Below are 17088 nucleotides of genomic sequence, written 5' to 3' on the forward strand. Positions count from 1 at the left end.
TGCCTCAACTTCTCTCGGCATAGGATACGCGCTGGTCGAGGAGGAAGCGGGCGAAGAGGGGTAGGCTCGCCGCACCCAGTATTCGCGCGCCTGGACCGACGCTCCCGGCTCTGAGCTCCACAGGCGAAAGACCCTTGTGGTTAAGCTTTTCGAAACTCTCGCGCGTCGCGGTGATGAGACGCGACAGAACCGGCCGGGGCAGGGCGCCATCGATGACGGCCGCCTCGAAATCGTAGACGGCGCTCGCCGAAAGCGTCGCATAGGCAAGACCGTGGGCTGCCTCTTCGATCCAGCGATCGAGAACCTCGCCCAGTTCGTCCCAGGCGGCTTCGTCGTTGACAATCGCCGCCGGATCGCCGCCCGCCTCGGCGATCAGCGTTTCGAGCTTGTTGACGGAAGCGAATTCGATGAGTTGGCCCGCGCCGCCGCTCTTTCGCGGGATGGGTAGGGAGCCCAGCGCACCCGCATTGCCGAGGCGTCCGGGGATCAGGTCGCCATTGATGACGATCCCGCCACCGGCGAAGGCGCCGACGAAAAAGTAGACGAAATCGGCGCAATCGGCTCCCCCGAATACGTTTTCCGCCGCACAGGCCCCCGTCGCGTCGTTCGCCACGAAGACCGACAGGCCGGTCAGCGCTGAAAGTTCGGCCTCCACATCAAAATCGCGCCAGGGCGCCATTTCGTCTTCCGGCGCGCCGATCTCGGCAGCCCAGGACCAGAGCTCGAAGGGCATCGCGACGCCGAGACCGGTGATTCGCGCCTGCAATTTCGGATCGATCTCGGCCATCAGTTCGCGATGGGCGTCTTCGACGAATCGGCAGATCTCGGAAACCTTCGGATAGACGTAGCGCTCGATACGGCTGAGCCTGATCCTGCCGACGAAGTCCATCATGACAAGTTCGCTCGAGCGCCGCCCGATCTTCAGGCCGAAGGAGAGCGCGCCTTCCGGATTGAGCCGCATGGGCACCGAGGGCTGGCCGACGCGGCCGCGCCGCGGCTCCTCGCGCACGACCAGTTGTTCCTGCTCAAGCGAGCGCATGATGACAGACGCGGTCTGGGCGGAAAGGCCCGTGCGCCGCGCGATATCGGCCTTCGCCATCTCGCCGTGGCGGCGAATCAGCGACAGCACCGCGCGTTCGTTATGCGCACGCAGCCCGGACTGATTGGACCCACGGTCGCGCAGATCGACTGGGTGGCCTTCCACGGTGCTATTCGACATTGTCTATCCTCCCATTTGGCTCGGCATTGTCTCGCCGCGCCCGATAGAGCATGCTTGCTTTTGAAACATGCGCTCACCGTGCTTGAGAATGCCCGGAAAAAGGCGTTTGCACAATAAATAACTTTCTATGAGTTATCTATTGACAGCCGGCCCGGTTCGGTGTTTTTTTCACCTCGAACGCTCTGACCATGGGAGGCAGAGCGGCGATGGTCACAGGTCGATTATAGACCCGGCCAGACTTTGTATCAGGGAGGATTTCATCGTGACATTCCGCACGCTTCTCGGCACGACAGCGCTCGTCGCAGCCGCCGCCTTCGCAATGCCTGCCGCCGCTCAGGACGGCAACACCAAGGCTTGCCTCATCACGAAGACCGACACCAACCCGTTCTTCGTCAAGATGAAGGAAGGTGCGACGGAAAAGGCCAAGGAACTCGGCGTCGACCTGTCGACCTATGCCGGCAAGATCGACGGCGACCATGAGACCCAGGTCCAGGCGGTCGAGAGCTGCATCGCGGCCGGCGCCAAGGGCATTCTGATCACCGCGTCGGACACGAAGGCCATCACGGGCGTCCTTCAGCAGGCGCGCGACAAGGACATTCTCGTGATCGCGCTCGACACGCCGCTCGATCCCATCGATGCCGCCGACGCGACCTTCGCGACCGATAACTTCAAGGCTGGCGAACTCATTGGCGAGTGGGCCAGGGCCACAATGGGCGACGAAGCCGAAAACGCCAAGATCGCGATGCTCGATCTGACGCCCCAGGCACCTTCGGTCGACGTTCTGCGCGATCAGGGATTCCTCTCCGGTTTCGGTATCGACATCAAGGACGAAAACACGATCGGTGACGAAGACGATCCGCGTATCGTCGGTCACGACGTGACGAACGGCAACGAAGAGGGCGGGCGCACCGCGATGGAAAGCCTGCTCCAGCAGGACCCGAGCATCAATCTCGTCTACACGATCAACGAGCCTGCCGCTGCCGGCGCCTACGAGGCCCTGAAGTCCTTCGGCATCGAAGATCAGGCGATCATCGTTTCGATCGACGGCGGTTGTCCCGGCGTCCAGAATGTCCAGGAGGGCATTATCGGCGCAACCTCGCAGCAGTACCCGCTCGACATGGCGTCGAAAGGCATCGAGGCGATCGCCCAATACGCCAAGGACGGCACGGTTCCGCAGCCGAGCGATGGGCTCGATTTCGTCAACACCGGCGTCAATCTCGTAACCGACAAGCCTGTCGACGGGGTCCCTTCGATCTCGGTCCAGGAAGGCCTCGATCGCTGCTGGGGCTGATGCCCTGAGCTGAGCTGAGCTGAGTTGAGCAGGCGCTGAGCCGCCGCTCGTTCTGGATCTTGCGGTCGCGCGATCATCAAGGCGCGCGACCGTGAAGCGGCCCGACGGACGCCTTGCGGCGAGGAACCGGTCGCTTCCTGTCCATCGAGTGAATTTTTGATTCTCCGTTCCCCCGAATGACCGGGAGAACGCGCCCTCGATCTCTTCCCGGGAGAGTTCACGCCATGAGTGAAACATCTGGCAAAGGGGCCGATTACGAAGCGTCCCTCAAGGATAGCGACCGCTCGGTCGCCAAGTTCGAACACCGTTCGCGCGGTCCGCTCCGTTCCGCGCAGCATTTCCTCCACGGCAATCCGACGATGGTTCCGGTCATCGTTCTGGTCATGTCCGTGGTGGCGTTCGGCCTCGTATCGCCCAACTTCTTCTCCGCCTTCAACCTGTCGCTGATCATGCAGCAGGTCGCCATCGTCGGTATTCTCGCGTCGGCGCAAAGCATCATCATCCTCACCGCCGGCATCGATCTATCGGTCGCCGCCGTGATGATGATGATCTCCGTCATCATGGGCCGTCTGTCGGTCGAATTCGGAATTCCGGTTCCGTTGTCGATCCTCATCGGGTTCGTCTGCGGTGCGGGAACGGGCTTCCTCAACGGCGTTCTCGTGACGAAGGTGAAGCTGCCTCCCTTCATCACCACGCTCGGCACCTGGAACATCTTCCTGGCGCTCAACTACTACTTCTCCAATCGCGAGACGATCCGCTCCCAGACGCTGGATGCCGATGCGCCGCTCCTCAAGCTCTTCGGCGAACGATTCAACCTTGGCGGTGCCGTGCTCACCTGGGGCGTCGTCCTCATGATCGTGATCTTCGCGGTCCTCTGGTTCGTTCTCAACCGCACGGCGTTCGGCCGGCATATCTATGCGATCGGCGACGACAAGGAGGCGGCGGATCTCTCCGGTATCCGCACCGATCGCACCCTGATCGGGGTCTATGTCCTGGCCGGCATCATCTGCGCCGTTGCAGCCTGGGCCTCCATCGGCCGCGTCGGGTCTATCTCGCCCACCTCCTTCTTCGAGGCGAACCTTGAATCGATCACCGCTGTGGTGATCGGCGGCATCTCGCTCTTCGGCGGTCGCGGCTCCATCCTCGGGCCCCTGATCGGCGCCATTATCGTCGGTGTCTTCAATTCCGGTCTGCGCCTCGCCGGCGTCGACGTCCTGTGGCAGCTCTTCGCGACGGGCTGGCTGATCATCGTTGCGGTCGCGATCGACCAGTGGATCCGGAGGATCTCGTCATGAGTGAGAAAGTGACACCGACCCTGCAAGGACGCGGCATCGTCAAGAATTACGGCCGCGTCACCGCGATCGACCATTCCGACTTCGATCTCTATCCCGGCGAGATCCTTGCCGTGATCGGGGACAACGGCGCGGGCAAGTCCTCTCTGATCAAGGCCGTCTCCGGCGCCGTTGTGCCGGACGAAGGCGAGATCAAGCTGAACGGCAAGCCCGTGAAGTTCACCTCGCCGATCGAGGCGCGGGAAGCCGGCATCGAGACGGTCTATCAGCAGCTCGCCCTCTCGCCCGCCCTGTCGATCGCCGACAACATGTTCCTTGGCCGGGAGATCCGCAAACAGGGCTTTCTCGGCAAGTATCTGCGCATGCTCGACCGCGCCCAGATGGAAAAGATCGCCCGCGAGAAGCTCAGCGAACTCGGTCTGATGACCATCCAGAGCATCGGCCAGGCGGTGGAAACGCTTTCGGGCGGCCAGCGCCAGGGCGTCGCGGTGGCGCGGGCGGCGGCCTTCGGTTCGAAGGTGATCATCCTCGACGAGCCGACGGCGGCGCTTGGTGTCAAGGAGAGCCGAAAGGTGCTGGAGCTGATCCAGGACGTGCGCTCGCGCGGCATCCCGATCGTGCTGATCTCCCATAACATGCCCCATGTCTTCGAGATCGCCGACCGCATCCATGTCCATCGCCTGGGCAAGCGTCTGTGCGTCATCGACCCCAAACAGGCCTCGATGAACGACGCGGTGGCGCTGATGACCGGCGCAAAGCAGCCGGAAGCCTCGATGGAAGCTGCCTGAACGCCATTCTAAGCTTTGAAGGCGCGTTTTGAATGAGTATGGAGAAAGCCCTGCCGGACGGCAGGGCTTTTTCGTTGTCGGTGTCCGGGTCAGGTGTCCATGAAGCTCGAAAATCCCGTTCTCCTCGGTGTGGTGGGCGGCGCGCACGGCGTGCGCGGCGAAGTGAGGGTGAAATCCTACACCGAGGAGCCGACCGATCTCGGCGTCTACGGTCCGCTTCAGGACGACCAGGGCAACCGGTTCACGGTGAAATCGGCGCGGGCGCAGAAGACCGTCATCGTCGTGAAATTCGACGAGGTGAACGACCGCAATCACGCCGAGCGCCTCAACGGGCGTGAGCTTTTCGTCGAACGGGCTCTCCTGCCCGAGCCCGAAGAAACCGACGAGTTCTATCTCGACGATCTCGAAGGGCTGGCGGTCGAAACCATCGAGGGCGAGGCGGTCGGCATCGTCATCGCGGTCCATAATTTCGGGGCCGGCGATATTCTGGAAATCGCGCCGGACGAGGGCGCGACCCTGATGGTCCCGTTTTCCGAGGCCGCCGTGCCGGAGCTCGATCTTGAGGTAGGCATGCTGAAAGTCGATCCGGTCGCGGCCGGTCTCGTCGACGTGGCGGGCGACGCAGACGAGGCAGGAGACCCCGAAGCCGATCAGTCCTCCTGAACCTCGTTAAGTCTCATCGCCACGAAGACGGCGGCCAGACAAAACGCAGCGAATGCGCCGAGCACGAAGCCGGATCCCAGCTGATCGGCGAGGAAGCCGAAGCCGCCCATGGCGAGGAGGACGATACCGATCATCGTGTTCGACACCGCAGTATATACGGCCCGATCCTCGGCCTTCGCCATGTCCGTGAGGTGGATCTTTCGGCCCTGGCGCACGCCCTGATAGGACAGCATCAGGAGGAACAGCGCGAAGGGCGCGGCGATGGGCCACCAGCCCTGCGCGCTCTGGATCGTCGCGAGTACGGAGGATGCGGCGAGCACCACGAAGCCTGCGATCGCCGAATAGATCAACACCTTGCGGCTCGACCGATCCGACAGCGAGCCCCAGACATAGGAACCGAGGATCGCGGCGATCGAGGAAGCGAGGACGAAACTGCCGAGGGTGCCGAGACCGCTCGTGCCATTTTCACCGGCTGACAGAACCAGATAGGGCGGGGCGAGGGCGGTAACGGTCAGAAGCGCACGCGTGATGACGAAAAGCCGGAACTGCCCATCGTCCCAGGCCTGCCGGCCATAGGTCATGATGGCCTTCAACCCGTTTTCCGCGCCCTCGTTTGCGCCGGCTTCCTCAGCGAGCAGGGTAAAGGAGAACGCTGCGAGCGCGAAAAGCGCGCCGCCGACGGCGAGCCCGATGAGAAGAACCGTCCGTTCGAGCGGCAGGATATCGAACGCCAGCGCCGCTCCATAGGCAAGGACGAACGCAGCCGCGATCGAGCCGGCCATGCCGGTGATCGATCCGCGCTTGGTTTTCGAGATCGTCTTGCCGAGCACATCCTTGTACGACACCGAGGCCAGCGACCGGCCAAGGGCGAAGATCGCCAGAAGCAGCGCAACCGTCCATCCAGCCGCCGCCCCATCCAACACCAGAAGGCAGGCGACCATCGCGAAGATCGCGGCGGCCTCGATCGCACTGCCCAGCGCCCAGACCCATTTTCTTTGCGCCAGAGCGCGCACCCGGTGGGCGACGAAGATCTGTGGCAAAAGAGCGAGCGACTCGCGTATCGGCACCAGAAGGCCGATGGCAGCACCCGGCGCCCCGACCGATTGCAGGAGCCAGGGCAGGATCAATTTCGGGTCGAGAAACCCGTCGCCGGATTTCGTCGCCGTCAAGCTGATGAAATGGATCCCGGCATTCTTCGGCTGATCGCGGCAGGCCTCTTCGGGGATATCCTTGCAGACCCGATTTTCCTCGTCTTCGAAGAACAGTTCCCCGACATTGCCGACCAGGCTCATGAACCAGACTCCTTGCTAATCGTCGCAAAGAGTCTGGAATTCTTCTAAACTGGTTCAAGCCCTGACGGCGAAATGCGAGGTCTTGCCACAGTGTTCACCAAGCCGGAGGCGGTCCGCACCAACGCGGTCGGTCAGCCGTTGTCGACGCGGTTGCTGGCCTCCTGCAGCTTGTCGATCATGATCGAGGCATTGGCTTTGTCGAGCGTCTCGTCGAAGGGCGTTCCGGTCTCCTCGCACAGGGTCTTCAGATAGGATGCCTGCGCACCCGTCATCGGCTCGTTGCCGGTCGTCCAGTCCTCCGGATCCTTCTCGGCATTGGATGGGGCATCGATCTTCGGTGCATCGGACATGTCAGGACTCCAAACTCGTTTCAATTGTTCCTGAAATGTTCTGAAGCACGCATCGTTCCCGGCCTCGTATCGTCAATTCGACGCATCTTGGGTCCGTTTGGATTTACCAAGACAAGCGAAATGAAAACCGTTCGTCTCCCCTATCGTCTCGGGTAGCAATATCTTTCGTCTTCCGACCTATGTCGCGAGGCGATGGAATTGCAAGCTGATCCATATCCGGGAAGCCGGAGCGACCCGGCAGACATTTTCCGGCTCGCCGAGGAGTATCGGCATGCCGCCACGGCGCTTGTAAATCTATGCAAGGCCGGTTCACCGAAGACCATGGCACCGTTTCGCCTTGCCGCAATCCACGCGATCGAACTCTATCTCAACGTCTGGCTGTTGATGGACGGCATCGAACCGGCAGTCATCCGGTCCTTGCACCACGATTTGAACAAGCGCGCGGACATGGCGCAAAACTCCAAGCTCATCCTCAGGGTCAAGACCGCCCGGCATCTGGCCATCTTGTCTGAGCAGCGCGACTATCTCGTGTCGCGATACGCGCCGGATCTGCTCGGCACTCTCACCCAGCGCAATCGGCTGGAGACGACGATGGCTGAAATTGCCGGAAAAGTGACGAAGCGAGTCGTGGCACACAGGAAATCCGCAGCGGCATGACGCCTCCGTGAGCGATCGCGTACTCGCCAATTTTCTGGTTCGCCCAAGTTGAAAGAGGAGACGTCGGCTTTCCGCCGGCATCCACTCACAACCGGGAGACATCCATGCGCATTTCCATTCTCGCCTCCGCCGCAGCCACAGTCCTTGCCTTCACAGCGCCGGCCTTCGCCCAGTCTTCTGCCGAGGACATCCGTGAAGCCCTCGTCGGCAACACCTTTCAGGGTGATATGGGCAGCGCCGAATATACCAGCTATTTCGGCGAGGACGGCACCTATATGGATGCCTCCGGCTCTGGGACGTACGAGATCACGGATGAAGGCGTCTGCTATCCCGGCACGGATTTCGGCTGTTATCAGGCGACCATCGACGGCAACCAGCTTCAGTGGTCGAAGGACGGAAAAGACGAGGGTTCGGGCACGATCGTCGAAGGCAATCCGCTTGGCTTCGGCGAAAACGCCGCAGGCTGATCCGCCACGAACGCGACTCTGAAATCCGCTATCGCAATGCGGACAGCTGGATTTCGTCTAGGATCATAAGCGAGCGGGCGGCGCGATCAGCCGCCCATCGCCGTTTTCGGGTCGAGCCCGCCCATTTCGCAGACAAGCTTGAACTCGGCTTCCTCGACCGGCTGAACCGAGAGCCGCGAATTGTTGACGAGAACCATGTCCTTGAGGCGCGGCTCGTCCTTCACCTGATCGAGCGTCACCGGGTTCGGCACGTCCATCAGGGCCTTGATGTCGACGCACTCCCACTTGTCGCTGTCGGTCGTCGAATCGGGATGGGCTTCGGCAATCACCTCGACGATGCCGACGACTTCCTTGCCCTCGTTCGAGTGATAGAAAAAGCCGCGATCACCCACCTTCATATCGCGCATGAAGTTGCGGGCCTGATAGTTGCGAACGCCGTCCCATTCCTGGCCGGCATCGCCCTTTTCCTTCTGCTGCTCGAAGGACCATTTGAACGGTTCTGATTTGAACAGCCAGTAACGCATGCAGGATCTGTCCTTTAAGAGCTGGTGGTGGTGTTGAAGGCAAGCCGGTAGGGCCGGACGGTGACGCTGGCGAACAAGCCGGCGTGGCCATAGGGATCGCGGCCCGCGATTGCTTCGGCTTCCGTCTGGTCGGCCGCTTCGATGACGACGAGACTGCCGCAGGGATCGCCGTTCTCGCTCAGGAAGGGCCCTGCGAAGATCAGGGTCTTTCCGAGGCCGTTCAGGTAGTCGACATGGGCCGGGCGCGTCGACTGGCGCTTGTCGACGCTATTCGGCTTGTCTTCGCAAATGATGGCAAACTGCATCGGGGTCTCCTCACTGTAAATTACAGGCCGAAGCGTTACGCGCTCTCGACTTCCCGGCGCAAGGGGCGGGACAGAAGAGCCTGCATGGCATCATCCACGGAAATCTCCCCGGCGAGGATTTCCGCGATGGCCTGAACGATTGGAGCCTCGATGTGATGCTCCCGCGCGAGATGGGCCGCGATACCCGCCGAATAAACGCCCTCGGCAAGCTTCATATTGGTACGGTCGATCCCGCTGCCGAGCGCCATTCCATAGGCGAAGTTGCGCGACTGGGTGCTGGAGCAGGTCAGTATGAGATCGCCCAGCCCAGATAGCCCCATCAGGGTTTCCGCCCGGCCACCGAAGGCCGCGCCGAGCCGCCGCAATTCCACGAAGCCGCGCGTAACGATAGCGGCCTTCGCCGATTCGCCGAGGTTCTTGCCGCTCGCCATTCCGGCGGCGAGCGCGAGAACGTTCTTCAGCGCGCCGCCGGCCTCGACGCCGGCCATATCGTCGCTCGCATAGCAGCGGAAGGTTCCAGTCGACAGGAGTTCGGCCGCGTCGTCGGCGATGTCGATCGACTGGCCCGCGACCGTCACGGCTGTGGGCAATCCATTGGCGACGTCGGCCGCAAAGCTTGGTCCCGACAGAACCGCGATGGGATTTTGCGGAAAGCGATCCGCCATGATGGCGGAGGCGAACCGTCCGCTCCGGCGCTCGATGCCCTTGGCGCAGAGAACCAGCAGCGCCTTTTCGGGAATGAGATCGCCGAAAGCCTCCGCCGCCTGGCCAAGCGATTGCGCCGGTACGACGAAGAGAACGGCCTCGGCGTTGTTCAACGCCTCTTCCGCGTCATGGGTCGCCCGGAGGGAGGGCGGCAAAACCACATCGGGCAGATAGACCGCGTTGGACCGGGTCTCGTTGATCGCGGCCATGGCATCGGCATTCCTGCCAAGCAGCAGGACATCGTGTCCTGCCCGTGAATAGAGGCTTGCAAGCGCGGTGCCCCAGGCACCCGCTCCAATGACTGTAAGACGGCTCACGCTTTGGCTCCTCTGCGTCCATAGCCGATCAGGGGCTGGGCCGCCTCGTCGAGCGGCCAGCGCGAACGGACCGGCGTTTCGAGCGGATCGGCGATTCCGGCTTCGAAACGTTCGAGGCCGGCATAGGCGATCATCGCGCCGTTGTCCGTACAAAGGCGGAGTGGCGGCGCGACAAGTGCGAATCCGGCTTTCTGCGCAGCGGTTTCAAGCGCCGTTCGGATCGTTTGGTTGGCTGCGACGCCGCCAGCGACGGCGACCGTCGGCCGTGCGATATCTGGCAGCTCATCACGAAAGCGCGCGAAGGCGCGGGTCATGCGGTCGGCGATCGTATCGGCGCAGGCCGCCTGGAAGCTCGCCGAAAGATCGCTCACATCGGCTTCGCTCAAAGGCGCGCTCTTTTCGGCTGCCTGCCGGACGGCGGTCTTCAGGCCGGAAAACGAGAAGTCGAGGCGCGCTTCGCCGCGCATGGGCCGGGGAAAGGCAAAGCGCTTCGGGTTTCCGCTTGCAGCGGCGCGTTCCACCATCGGTCCGCCCGGATGGCCGAGGTTGAGGAGCTTGGCCGTCTTGTCGAAGGCCTCGCCCAGTGCATCGTCGATCGTGGTGCCCCAGCGCTCGTAATCGCCCAGCCCGCGAACGAGGACGATCTGGGTGTGGCCGCCCGAAACAAGCAACATGAGATAGGGAAAAGCAAGGTCGCCTGTAAGGCGCGGGGTCAGCGCATGGCCTTCGAGATGATTGACTGCAATGAAGGGGATGCCGCGCGCATGGGCGATGGCCTTCGCCGTGACGGAACCGACGATCAGCCCGCCGATGAGGCCTGGCCCGACGGTTGCGGCAATCGCGGACATATCCGCCAGCGAGAGTCCGGCCTCCTCAAGCGCCGCCGTCACGATGCCGTCGAGTGCCTCGGCATGGGCGCGCGCCGCGATCTCCGGCACGACCCCGCCATAGGCGGCATGGTCCTCGATCTGGCTGTAGACGATGTTTGAGAGGATCGCGGGTGCGCCATCTTTACCGCGTGTCACGACCGCCGCCGCCGTCTCGTCGCAGCTCGTTTCGATCCCCAGAATCACAGGGCTTGTTTTCGTCGGATTGGCGATTGTCATGGACCGTGTCGCTCCTGTTGCCGCGGCCTTTTGGCAGGTCGAACTGCGCCTGGGAAGACCTTGTTCTGTCTATCGCCTGACAGACGACGACAGACAAAAAGCGCGGCAAGCGTTGCCACGCCGGACTTGCGATGCGATTGAAACGTGAATCAGCCCGGCACTTATCTCAACGAGGTCGGGCCCGGTAATGACGAGCTTATCGAACGGAGGCGAAATGGCGCAAGCGGACAAGATCATCCGGATCGGCACACGCGGCAGTCCGCTCGCGCTGGCACAGGCAAGCGAGGTCCGGGCCCGCCTGATCGCCGCCCATGGCCTCACCGAAGACGATTTCGCGATCGAGGTGATCTCGACGTCCGGCGACAGGATTCTCGACCGGCCGCTTTCTGAGGTCGGCGGCAAGGGCCTCTTCACCAAAGAGATCGAGGCGGCCCTGCTCGAGGATCGGATCGATCTGGCCGTTCATTCGTCCAAGGATATGGCGACAGCGCTGCCGGACGGCCTGAAGATCACCGCCTTTCTCGAGCGCGAGGACGTGCGCGACGCCTTTATCGGACGCGACGCAAAGACCCTCGCGGATCTGCCTGAAGGGGCGACCGTCGGTTCGGCGTCCCTGCGCCGCCAGGCGCTGATCAAGCGACTTCGGCCCGATCTCAACACGATCATCTTTCGCGGCAATGTGCAGACCCGGTTGCGCAAGCTGGGAGAGGGGCAGGCGGATGCGACACTGCTCGCCATCGCCGGCCTCAACCGCATGGACATGCAGCACCATGCGACCGACATTCTGGAGCCCGAGGATTTTCCGCCAGCGCCCGGACAGGGCGCGATCTGCATCGAAAGCCGCGAGGGTGACGAACGGATTCTGGAGCTTGTCACGGCGATCGCCCACGATGAAACCTCGATCGCGCTCCACGCCGAGCGGGCATTCCTGCGGGTGCTCGATGGCTCCTGTCGCACGCCGATCGCCGCCCGCGCGGTCCTGAATGGTGAGAGGCGGATTACCTTCCACGGTATGATCCTGAGGCCGGACGGGACCGAGGTGCACGAGGTCCACGACGAAGGCGATGCGGACGAGGCCATCGCCATCGGCGAGCGCGCCGGACGCGCGGTCCTCGATGCTGCCGGCCCCCATTTCTTCGATGGTTGGGGTGATCCGCAGCCATGAGCTCCGGCTGATGGCGCGGGTCCTCGTTCTTCGCGAGGAGGGCGCCGCACGGCAAACGGCGCGCCAGCTTCTCGCGCTTGGACACGAGCCGCGCCTTCTTCCGCTGGAAATCGTGGTTCGTTTGGAAGAGGGGCCGCCCACGTCCTCCTTCGACGGCTTTGTCGTGACCAGCGCGCAGGCCGTGCCTGCGATGGCCGAGGCGTTCGCGAGGGATATGCTCCCGGTCTTCGCCGTCGGCGAGGCGACTGGAGCAGCACTTCGGGCTGCCGGTTTTGCAAATGTTCATGCGGGTTCGGGCGAGGCGTCTTTTCTTCCGCGTCTGGTCGGCACCGTCCTCGGCCAGCCGTCCGGGGGAGCCCGGCTTCTGTATGCGGCCGGACGAAATCGCTCGGGATCGCTCGAAGCCGCTGTCGCGGGCACGTCGCTTCGCCTGTCGACCTGGGAGGTCTACGACGTCGTCCGGCGCGTTCCAGGCAAGACGGAATTTGAAGACTGTTTCGGCGTCGATGGCACCAATGGCGCCGATGCCGCGTTAATTCTTTCGCAGGCTCAGGCTGCGGCCTTTCAAGATTGTGTCGCGCCCTATCTAGGGGCTGACGTCAACAAGATCAGGTTGCTTTGCCTGTCCGGGCGAATCGCCGAGGCGTTGATGCCGGAGCTGCGCTCGCAAGCCGAAATTTCGGACCGGCCAAAGCTCGTTTCGCTTTTCGAACAGCTTTAAAGGCCTAGTTTCAAAAATATGCGGGCGCAAACTTGCGCTCGGTTTGTGAATGGGGGACGAATTGGCGACAACGAATTTTGCCGGCCGGAATGGCTGGCTCAAGGTTTCGCATGAAGCGATGGAGCTGTCTCGATGACGAACCGTCCGCGGCGTTCTCGCCCAAACCGTTCGCGCAACAAGACGATCGACGGTGAGTCGACCAAGGTGGACACGCCTCAGTCGAAGGCCGAGCCGTCGGCGGAAGCAGTAGCGACGGAAAGCGCCGCGCCCGAAGGCGCAGGCACGAAATCCGACGCTGCGGTGACGCCGGCAGCGGCCGGGACCGGAAGCGAAACGGTGTCCGAAGAGAGCGATTCCATCGTCGCGAAGCATGTCGAGGGTGAGCCGAAGACGGTGGAAGCCTCCGCAGACAAGACGACGCAGGGCACTCTCGCATCCCCAGCCGAGCAGCCTGCCTCGGCCGTTCCGCCTCAGGACAAGTCTGACAAAGCCGATGTCGATGCGTCGATCGGCGAACCCGTCGCGGCAGAAGGTCGTGGGCGCAATTCGGACTGGTCGAAGACAGGTGGCTATCAGGGGCCGGCTGCCGTGACCCGCACACCGGAACCGGTGAGGCGTACGGAGGCTTCGGCCCGCCCCGCATCCGAACGAGGAGAAACGCCGTCGATGGCTGGCTCAGGTTCCGGCACCACTCCGCCCCGCGCGAGTTCGGGCCTTGGTTTCGGCGGTGCTCTGGTGGCCGGTCTCGTCGGTGCCCTCGTGGCGCTGGTTGTCACGGCCTATCTCTATTCCTATGGCTATCTTGATGAAATCCGCGCCGGCCTCGCCGGTGCGCCGGTGGTTTCCGAAGACCTGACCGGCCAGGATATCGAACGTCTCTCCACCGAGCTGGTGACGCTCCGCCGGGAGATCGAAGCGAGCGTTGCGGCCAATCAGGGGGCGAGCGACGGCATCCCCGGCCTTTCGCCTGCGGAGCTTGAGCAGCTCGGCAATCGCATCACAGCCCTCGAAAGCGCTGCAGCGTCCGCCGCTTCCGGTCAGCAGGATGCAACCGGCGCGACCGACGACATCAGCGCCTTCAAGAAGGCGCTGAGCGATACGCAGGGCAGTGTCTCGGACCTGCAGGCCTCAACGACCGGGGCCGGGCAAGCCGCTGCCGCCGCCCAGAAGTCTGCTGATCAGGCCAATGCCTTTATCGGAGAAACCCGTCAGGAGCTGCAGGCCGCGATCGAGAAGGCTACAAAAGCGGCCGATGCACGTATCTCCGCGCTCGAAGAGAGCAATTCCAAGGCCCAGCTCGCGCTTGCCGCGGCCGGGTTGAAAAGCGCGATCGACAACGGCAATCCCTTCGCGACGCAGCTTCAGAACTACAGCAGTGCGGGTGGTTCGGCGAACACCGTCGCGGCGCTGCAGCCCTATGCCGACAAAGGCATTCCGACGGACGGGATGCTCGCCCAGCGCTGGTCCGATGTCGAGGGCAAGGTTTCGGCGGCGTTGACCGGACCTGGCACGGATGCACCGGTGACAGATCAGGTGATGGCGGGCCTGAGATCGCTCGTCGAAACCCGGTCGAGCGGTGAAGTCCCGGAAGACGTCAACACACCCGATGCCATCATCGCCCGGCTCGACAACGACATCTCGACCGGCGACCTCAAGGGCTTCGTCGAGGAGTGGAAGACGCTCCCCGAAGATGCCCAGAAGGCCGGCAGCGATTTCTTCGCCGACGTTCAGGCACGGCTCGCAGCCAATCAGGTGCTTTCCGACGCGCTCTCTTCCGCGTCGGGCTCGGGCACCAATGAAAAGACCAACCAAGGATAACGGGAGCCACTGCCAAACATGTGGGGCATACTGACATTCTTCATCCTGATCCTTGCGCTCTACCTCGGCTTCGGCTGGCTGGCGGACAATCCGGGATCCGTCACCTTCGTCTGGCACGGCCAGACGGTCGAGACGTCGCTGCTTTTGTTCCTTGGGGGCGCGATTGCGATCATCGTCGCGGCCATCGTCGTCGTCTGGATCATCGCTAAGCTGTTTCAGGCGCCAGGCGCGTTTTCCTCGTGGAGTTCAAGCCGGCGTCACAGCAAGGGCCATGACTATCTCTCGCGTGGTGTTCTCGCGGCCGGTGCCGGCAACGCGATGCTTGCCCGTCAGATGATCAAGAAGAGCCGTGGCCGCGTCGGCAAGGACGACAAGGCTATCCTCGGATTTCTCGATGCCCAGACCGCATTGATCGAGGGAGACCACCAGCGCGCCGTTTCGATCTTTCGCGACATGGAAGGCGATCCGGATACGAAGCTTCTCGCCCTTCGCGGTCTTTTCCTGGAAGCCAAGCGCGTCGGCGACGAAAATGCCCAGGAATATTATGCCGAGCGGGCCCTGCGAATCGCGCCCAATCTGCCATGGGCGGCCGAGGCGGTTCTCGAACGCAAGTCTTCCAGCAAGGATTGGGATGGCGCGTTGAGAGTTCTCGAAGCCCAGCGCTCGATCGACATGCTCGGCGAGAAGGACGCCAAGCGGATGCGCGCGATCCTTCTGACGGCAAAGGCGAAGGATCAGCTCGATTCCGATCCGAAGGGTGCGCGTTCATCTGCGCGCAGTGCCCAGAAGATCGCGCCTGATTTCGTTCCGGCGGCTCTCGCTGCAGCCGATGCTTCCCTGCGGTCCAATGATTCGCGCCGCGCGATGCGCTATCTCGAAGCGACCTGGGTCAACGCGCCCCATCCGGAGATCGCCGACGCCTATGTCAATGCAAAGGCCGGCGACTCGCCGAAAGACAGGCTTCGCCGGGCACAAAAGCTGCAGTCGCTCCACGAAAAGCATCCTGAGGCCGTCATTGCGGTCGCCCGCGCGGCTCTCGATGCTGGCGAATACGATCTCGCGCGGGCTTCGGCGCTCGAAGCTGCTCAGAAGCGGCCGACCGAGAGCGTCTACCTGCTGCTTGCCGATATCGAGGAAGAGCAGAGCGGAGAAGTCGGACGTATTCGCGAATGGCTTGCCAAGGCAATCACCGCGCCGCGCGATGCGGTCTGGATGGCCGACGGGGTCATTCTCGACGAATGGCGGCCGGTCTCGCCGGTCACCCACAAGCTCGGTATCGTCGAGTGGAAATCACCGGTCGAACATCAGAGCGGCAATGAGAGCCGGGTGATCGATGCTCGCCCCCGCGATCATGGCGAAAGCGCACGGGTGATCGGATCGTCCGGTGGCTCGGCCAGCCCTGCTTCGACACCCATCCAGACCGCGCCCGACGATGGAACGAAGGGACAGAATGGCGGGCCAAGTCCGAAATACGCGCTTTCTCAGAACAGTTCCGGGAACGGCGAAACGGCCTATCCGAGCGCGCTTCTCGCCATCAAGGGTAAGGTCGACAATACGGGTGCGTCCAGCAGCCGTTAAGGTGCAAAACGCGCTGTCTCTGCTGGCTGCACGATTTTTGCGTGCGTCCTGATGCAACCGAACGGGGGGCAACCTGGTTGAAAAAGCCATGTGCTCCCCTTGGCGGAAGCGGATTGCGATCAGGCGGTTATCGGCCTTCGTATCTGAGGTCTGGCGGTGCGGCGAAATGTGGTCCGAGCGGCCATGAAGCGGTCGGCATTACGCTTTGCCGATGCCTTTCCCTTCAGCGTGCTGGCGTGGAATGCGGCGCGACGGCAATTTCGAATGTTGCTAGTCTGGTGCTGGTCGACGGGATCGGGTCGCAGAGGGTCAGGATAGGTTTTCGAGGATATGGCAGGATCGCTCTTTTCCGGTTTCCGTGATTTTCTCGGTCAGTTCGTCGTGGAATCGTCTCCGCGCGAAACGGAAGGTCAGGACGAACTCGTCGTCGCCGTTGCGGCGCTTCTGTTCCACGTCGCCTCCGCCGATGGAATCGTCACGGCAGAGGAACGCCAGAGTCTTCTCCACCTCTTGAGGGACGATTACGGTCTTTCCGGCGATCAGGCACTCGACGTTGCCGCGGCAGGGGAGCGGGCGAGCGACGAATCGGTCGATCTTTACCGCTTCACATCCGTTCTCAAGCGCCGCCTCGACGAAGAGGCGCGGATCGAGTTCGTCCGCAATCTCTGGGAGGTGACCTTTGCAGACGGCGAGGTTCACGAGCTGGAAGACAATGTCGTCTGGCGCGTTTCGGAACTTCTCGGCGTTTCGGGGCGCGAGCGGATGCTTTTGAAGAAGGAGTTCGCCGACAAGGTGCGAACCTGACCCATGAACGAGCATGCACGGTTTCA

19 protein-coding genes are annotated in these 17088 nt (G+C 62.7%); 11 read left to right on the top strand and 8 right to left on the bottom strand.

Going from position 1 to position 17088, the window contains the following annotated elements; all coding sequences use genetic code 11:
- Positions 1-4: 4 nt before the first annotated feature.
- Positions 5-1219 (bottom strand): ROK family transcriptional regulator, encoded by a 1215-nt coding sequence (locus tag ABDX79_RS12185; RefSeq protein ID WP_346220568.1) that lies wholly within the window; start codon positions 1217-1219, stop codon positions 5-7.
- A 262-nt stretch (positions 1220-1481) separates the two neighbouring features.
- On the opposite strand from ABDX79_RS12185, the gene ABDX79_RS12190 reads away from it, so the two are divergent.
- The 4 genes from ABDX79_RS12190 (at position 1482) to rimM (ending at position 5253) form a co-directional block, all read left to right on the top strand.
- The gene (locus ABDX79_RS12190) at positions 1482-2510 is read left to right on the top strand and encodes a substrate-binding domain-containing protein (RefSeq protein WP_463671162.1); all 1029 of its coding nucleotides are present in this window, start codon (positions 1482-1484) and stop codon (positions 2508-2510) included.
- 224 nt (positions 2511-2734) lie between these two features.
- Complete coding sequence (locus ABDX79_RS12195) at positions 2735-3805, top strand: ABC transporter permease (RefSeq protein WP_346220569.1); 1071 nt, start codon at positions 2735-2737, stop codon at positions 3803-3805.
- The gene (locus ABDX79_RS12200) at positions 3802-4590 is read left to right on the top strand and encodes an ATP-binding cassette domain-containing protein (RefSeq protein WP_346220570.1); all 789 of its coding nucleotides are present in this window, start codon (positions 3802-3804) and stop codon (positions 4588-4590) included. The genes ABDX79_RS12195 and ABDX79_RS12200 overlap by 4 nt, the downstream gene beginning before the upstream one ends.
- 99 nt (positions 4591-4689) lie before the next feature.
- A complete protein-coding gene (rimM, locus tag ABDX79_RS12205) occupies positions 4690-5253 on the top strand; it encodes a ribosome maturation factor RimM (protein WP_346220571.1) in 564 nt (187 codons plus the stop codon).
- Here rimM and ABDX79_RS12210 read toward each other — a convergent pair.
- Together ABDX79_RS12210 and ABDX79_RS12215 are read right to left on the bottom strand one after the other, a co-directional pair.
- Positions 5241-6545: an MFS transporter gene (locus ABDX79_RS12210; RefSeq protein ID WP_346220572.1), complete on the bottom strand. Its 1305-nt coding sequence runs from the start codon at positions 6543-6545 to the stop codon at positions 5241-5243. The two genes, rimM and ABDX79_RS12210, sit on opposite strands and share 13 nt — an antisense overlap.
- 131 nt (positions 6546-6676) lie before the next feature.
- Positions 6677-6895: a DUF3072 domain-containing protein gene (locus ABDX79_RS12215; protein ID WP_346220573.1), complete on the bottom strand. Its 219-nt coding sequence runs from the start codon at positions 6893-6895 to the stop codon at positions 6677-6679.
- 321 nt (positions 6896-7216) lie between these two features.
- Between ABDX79_RS12215 and ABDX79_RS12220 the strand changes: the two genes are divergently transcribed.
- Positions 7217-7552, top strand: a complete 336-nt coding sequence (locus ABDX79_RS12220) for a hypothetical protein (protein WP_346220574.1) — start codon at positions 7217-7219, stop codon at positions 7550-7552.
- Between the two features lie 104 nt (positions 7553-7656).
- On the top strand, positions 7657-8019 hold the full coding sequence (locus ABDX79_RS12225; RefSeq protein WP_346220575.1) for a hypothetical protein: 363 nt from the start codon (positions 7657-7659) through the stop codon (positions 8017-8019).
- Positions 8020-8105: 86 nt separating this feature from the next.
- On the opposite strand, the gene ABDX79_RS12230 is transcribed toward ABDX79_RS12225, so the two are convergent.
- From ABDX79_RS12230 to tsaD, 4 genes are read right to left on the bottom strand one after another with little or no spacing between them, the layout of a single operon-like run.
- Positions 8106-8543: an EVE domain-containing protein gene (locus ABDX79_RS12230; protein WP_346220576.1), complete on the bottom strand. Its 438-nt coding sequence runs from the start codon at positions 8541-8543 to the stop codon at positions 8106-8108.
- Between the two features lie 14 nt (positions 8544-8557).
- Positions 8558-8848 carry a YciI family protein gene (locus tag ABDX79_RS12235; protein WP_346220577.1) on the bottom strand — a complete coding sequence of 97 codons (291 nt, stop codon included), beginning with the start codon at positions 8846-8848 and terminating at the stop codon, positions 8558-8560.
- Between the two features lie 35 nt (positions 8849-8883).
- Entirely contained in the window at positions 8884-9870 is a 987-nt protein-coding gene (locus tag ABDX79_RS12240) for an NAD(P)H-dependent glycerol-3-phosphate dehydrogenase (RefSeq protein ID WP_346220578.1), read from the bottom strand.
- Positions 9867-10976, bottom strand: coding sequence for a tRNA (adenosine(37)-N6)-threonylcarbamoyltransferase complex transferase subunit TsaD (gene tsaD / locus ABDX79_RS12245; RefSeq protein ID WP_346220579.1), 1110 nt, complete (start codon positions 10974-10976; stop codon positions 9867-9869). The genes ABDX79_RS12240 and tsaD overlap by 4 nt, the downstream gene beginning before the upstream one ends.
- A 214-nt stretch (positions 10977-11190) precedes the next feature.
- On the opposite strand from tsaD, the gene hemC reads away from it, so the two are divergent.
- Together hemC and ABDX79_RS12255 are read left to right on the top strand one after the other, a co-directional pair.
- Positions 11191-12141: a hydroxymethylbilane synthase gene (gene hemC / locus ABDX79_RS12250; RefSeq protein WP_346220580.1), complete on the top strand. Its 951-nt coding sequence runs from the start codon at positions 11191-11193 to the stop codon at positions 12139-12141.
- Between the two features lie 10 nt (positions 12142-12151).
- Complete coding sequence (locus tag ABDX79_RS12255) at positions 12152-12862, top strand: uroporphyrinogen-III synthase (RefSeq protein ID WP_346220581.1); 711 nt, start codon at positions 12152-12154, stop codon at positions 12860-12862.
- Between the two features lie 215 nt (positions 12863-13077).
- Here ABDX79_RS12255 and ABDX79_RS19725 read toward each other — a convergent pair whose 3' ends face one another.
- Positions 13078-13290, bottom strand: a complete 213-nt coding sequence (locus tag ABDX79_RS19725) for a hypothetical protein (RefSeq protein ID WP_463671163.1) — start codon at positions 13288-13290, stop codon at positions 13078-13080.
- A gap of 463 nt (positions 13291-13753) precedes the next feature.
- On the opposite strand from ABDX79_RS19725, the gene ABDX79_RS19730 reads away from it, so the two are divergent.
- The 3 genes from ABDX79_RS19730 (at position 13754) to ABDX79_RS12270 (ending at position 17062) form a co-directional block, all read left to right on the top strand.
- Positions 13754-14680, top strand: a complete 927-nt coding sequence (locus ABDX79_RS19730) for a COG4223 family protein (RefSeq protein WP_463671169.1) — start codon at positions 13754-13756, stop codon at positions 14678-14680.
- An 18-nt stretch (positions 14681-14698) separates the two neighbouring features.
- Positions 14699-16258: a heme biosynthesis protein HemY gene (locus tag ABDX79_RS12265; RefSeq protein WP_346220583.1), complete on the top strand. Its 1560-nt coding sequence runs from the start codon at positions 14699-14701 to the stop codon at positions 16256-16258.
- Positions 16259-16588: 330 nt separating this feature from the next.
- Positions 16589-17062: a tellurite resistance TerB family protein gene (locus ABDX79_RS12270; RefSeq protein ID WP_346220584.1), complete on the top strand. Its 474-nt coding sequence runs from the start codon at positions 16589-16591 to the stop codon at positions 17060-17062.
- The last annotated feature ends 26 nt before the right edge of the window (positions 17063-17088 follow it).

It is taken from the genome of Fulvimarina fulva (assembly GCF_039652615.1).
Taxonomy (GTDB): Bacteria; Pseudomonadota; Alphaproteobacteria; order Rhizobiales; family Rhizobiaceae; genus Fulvimarina.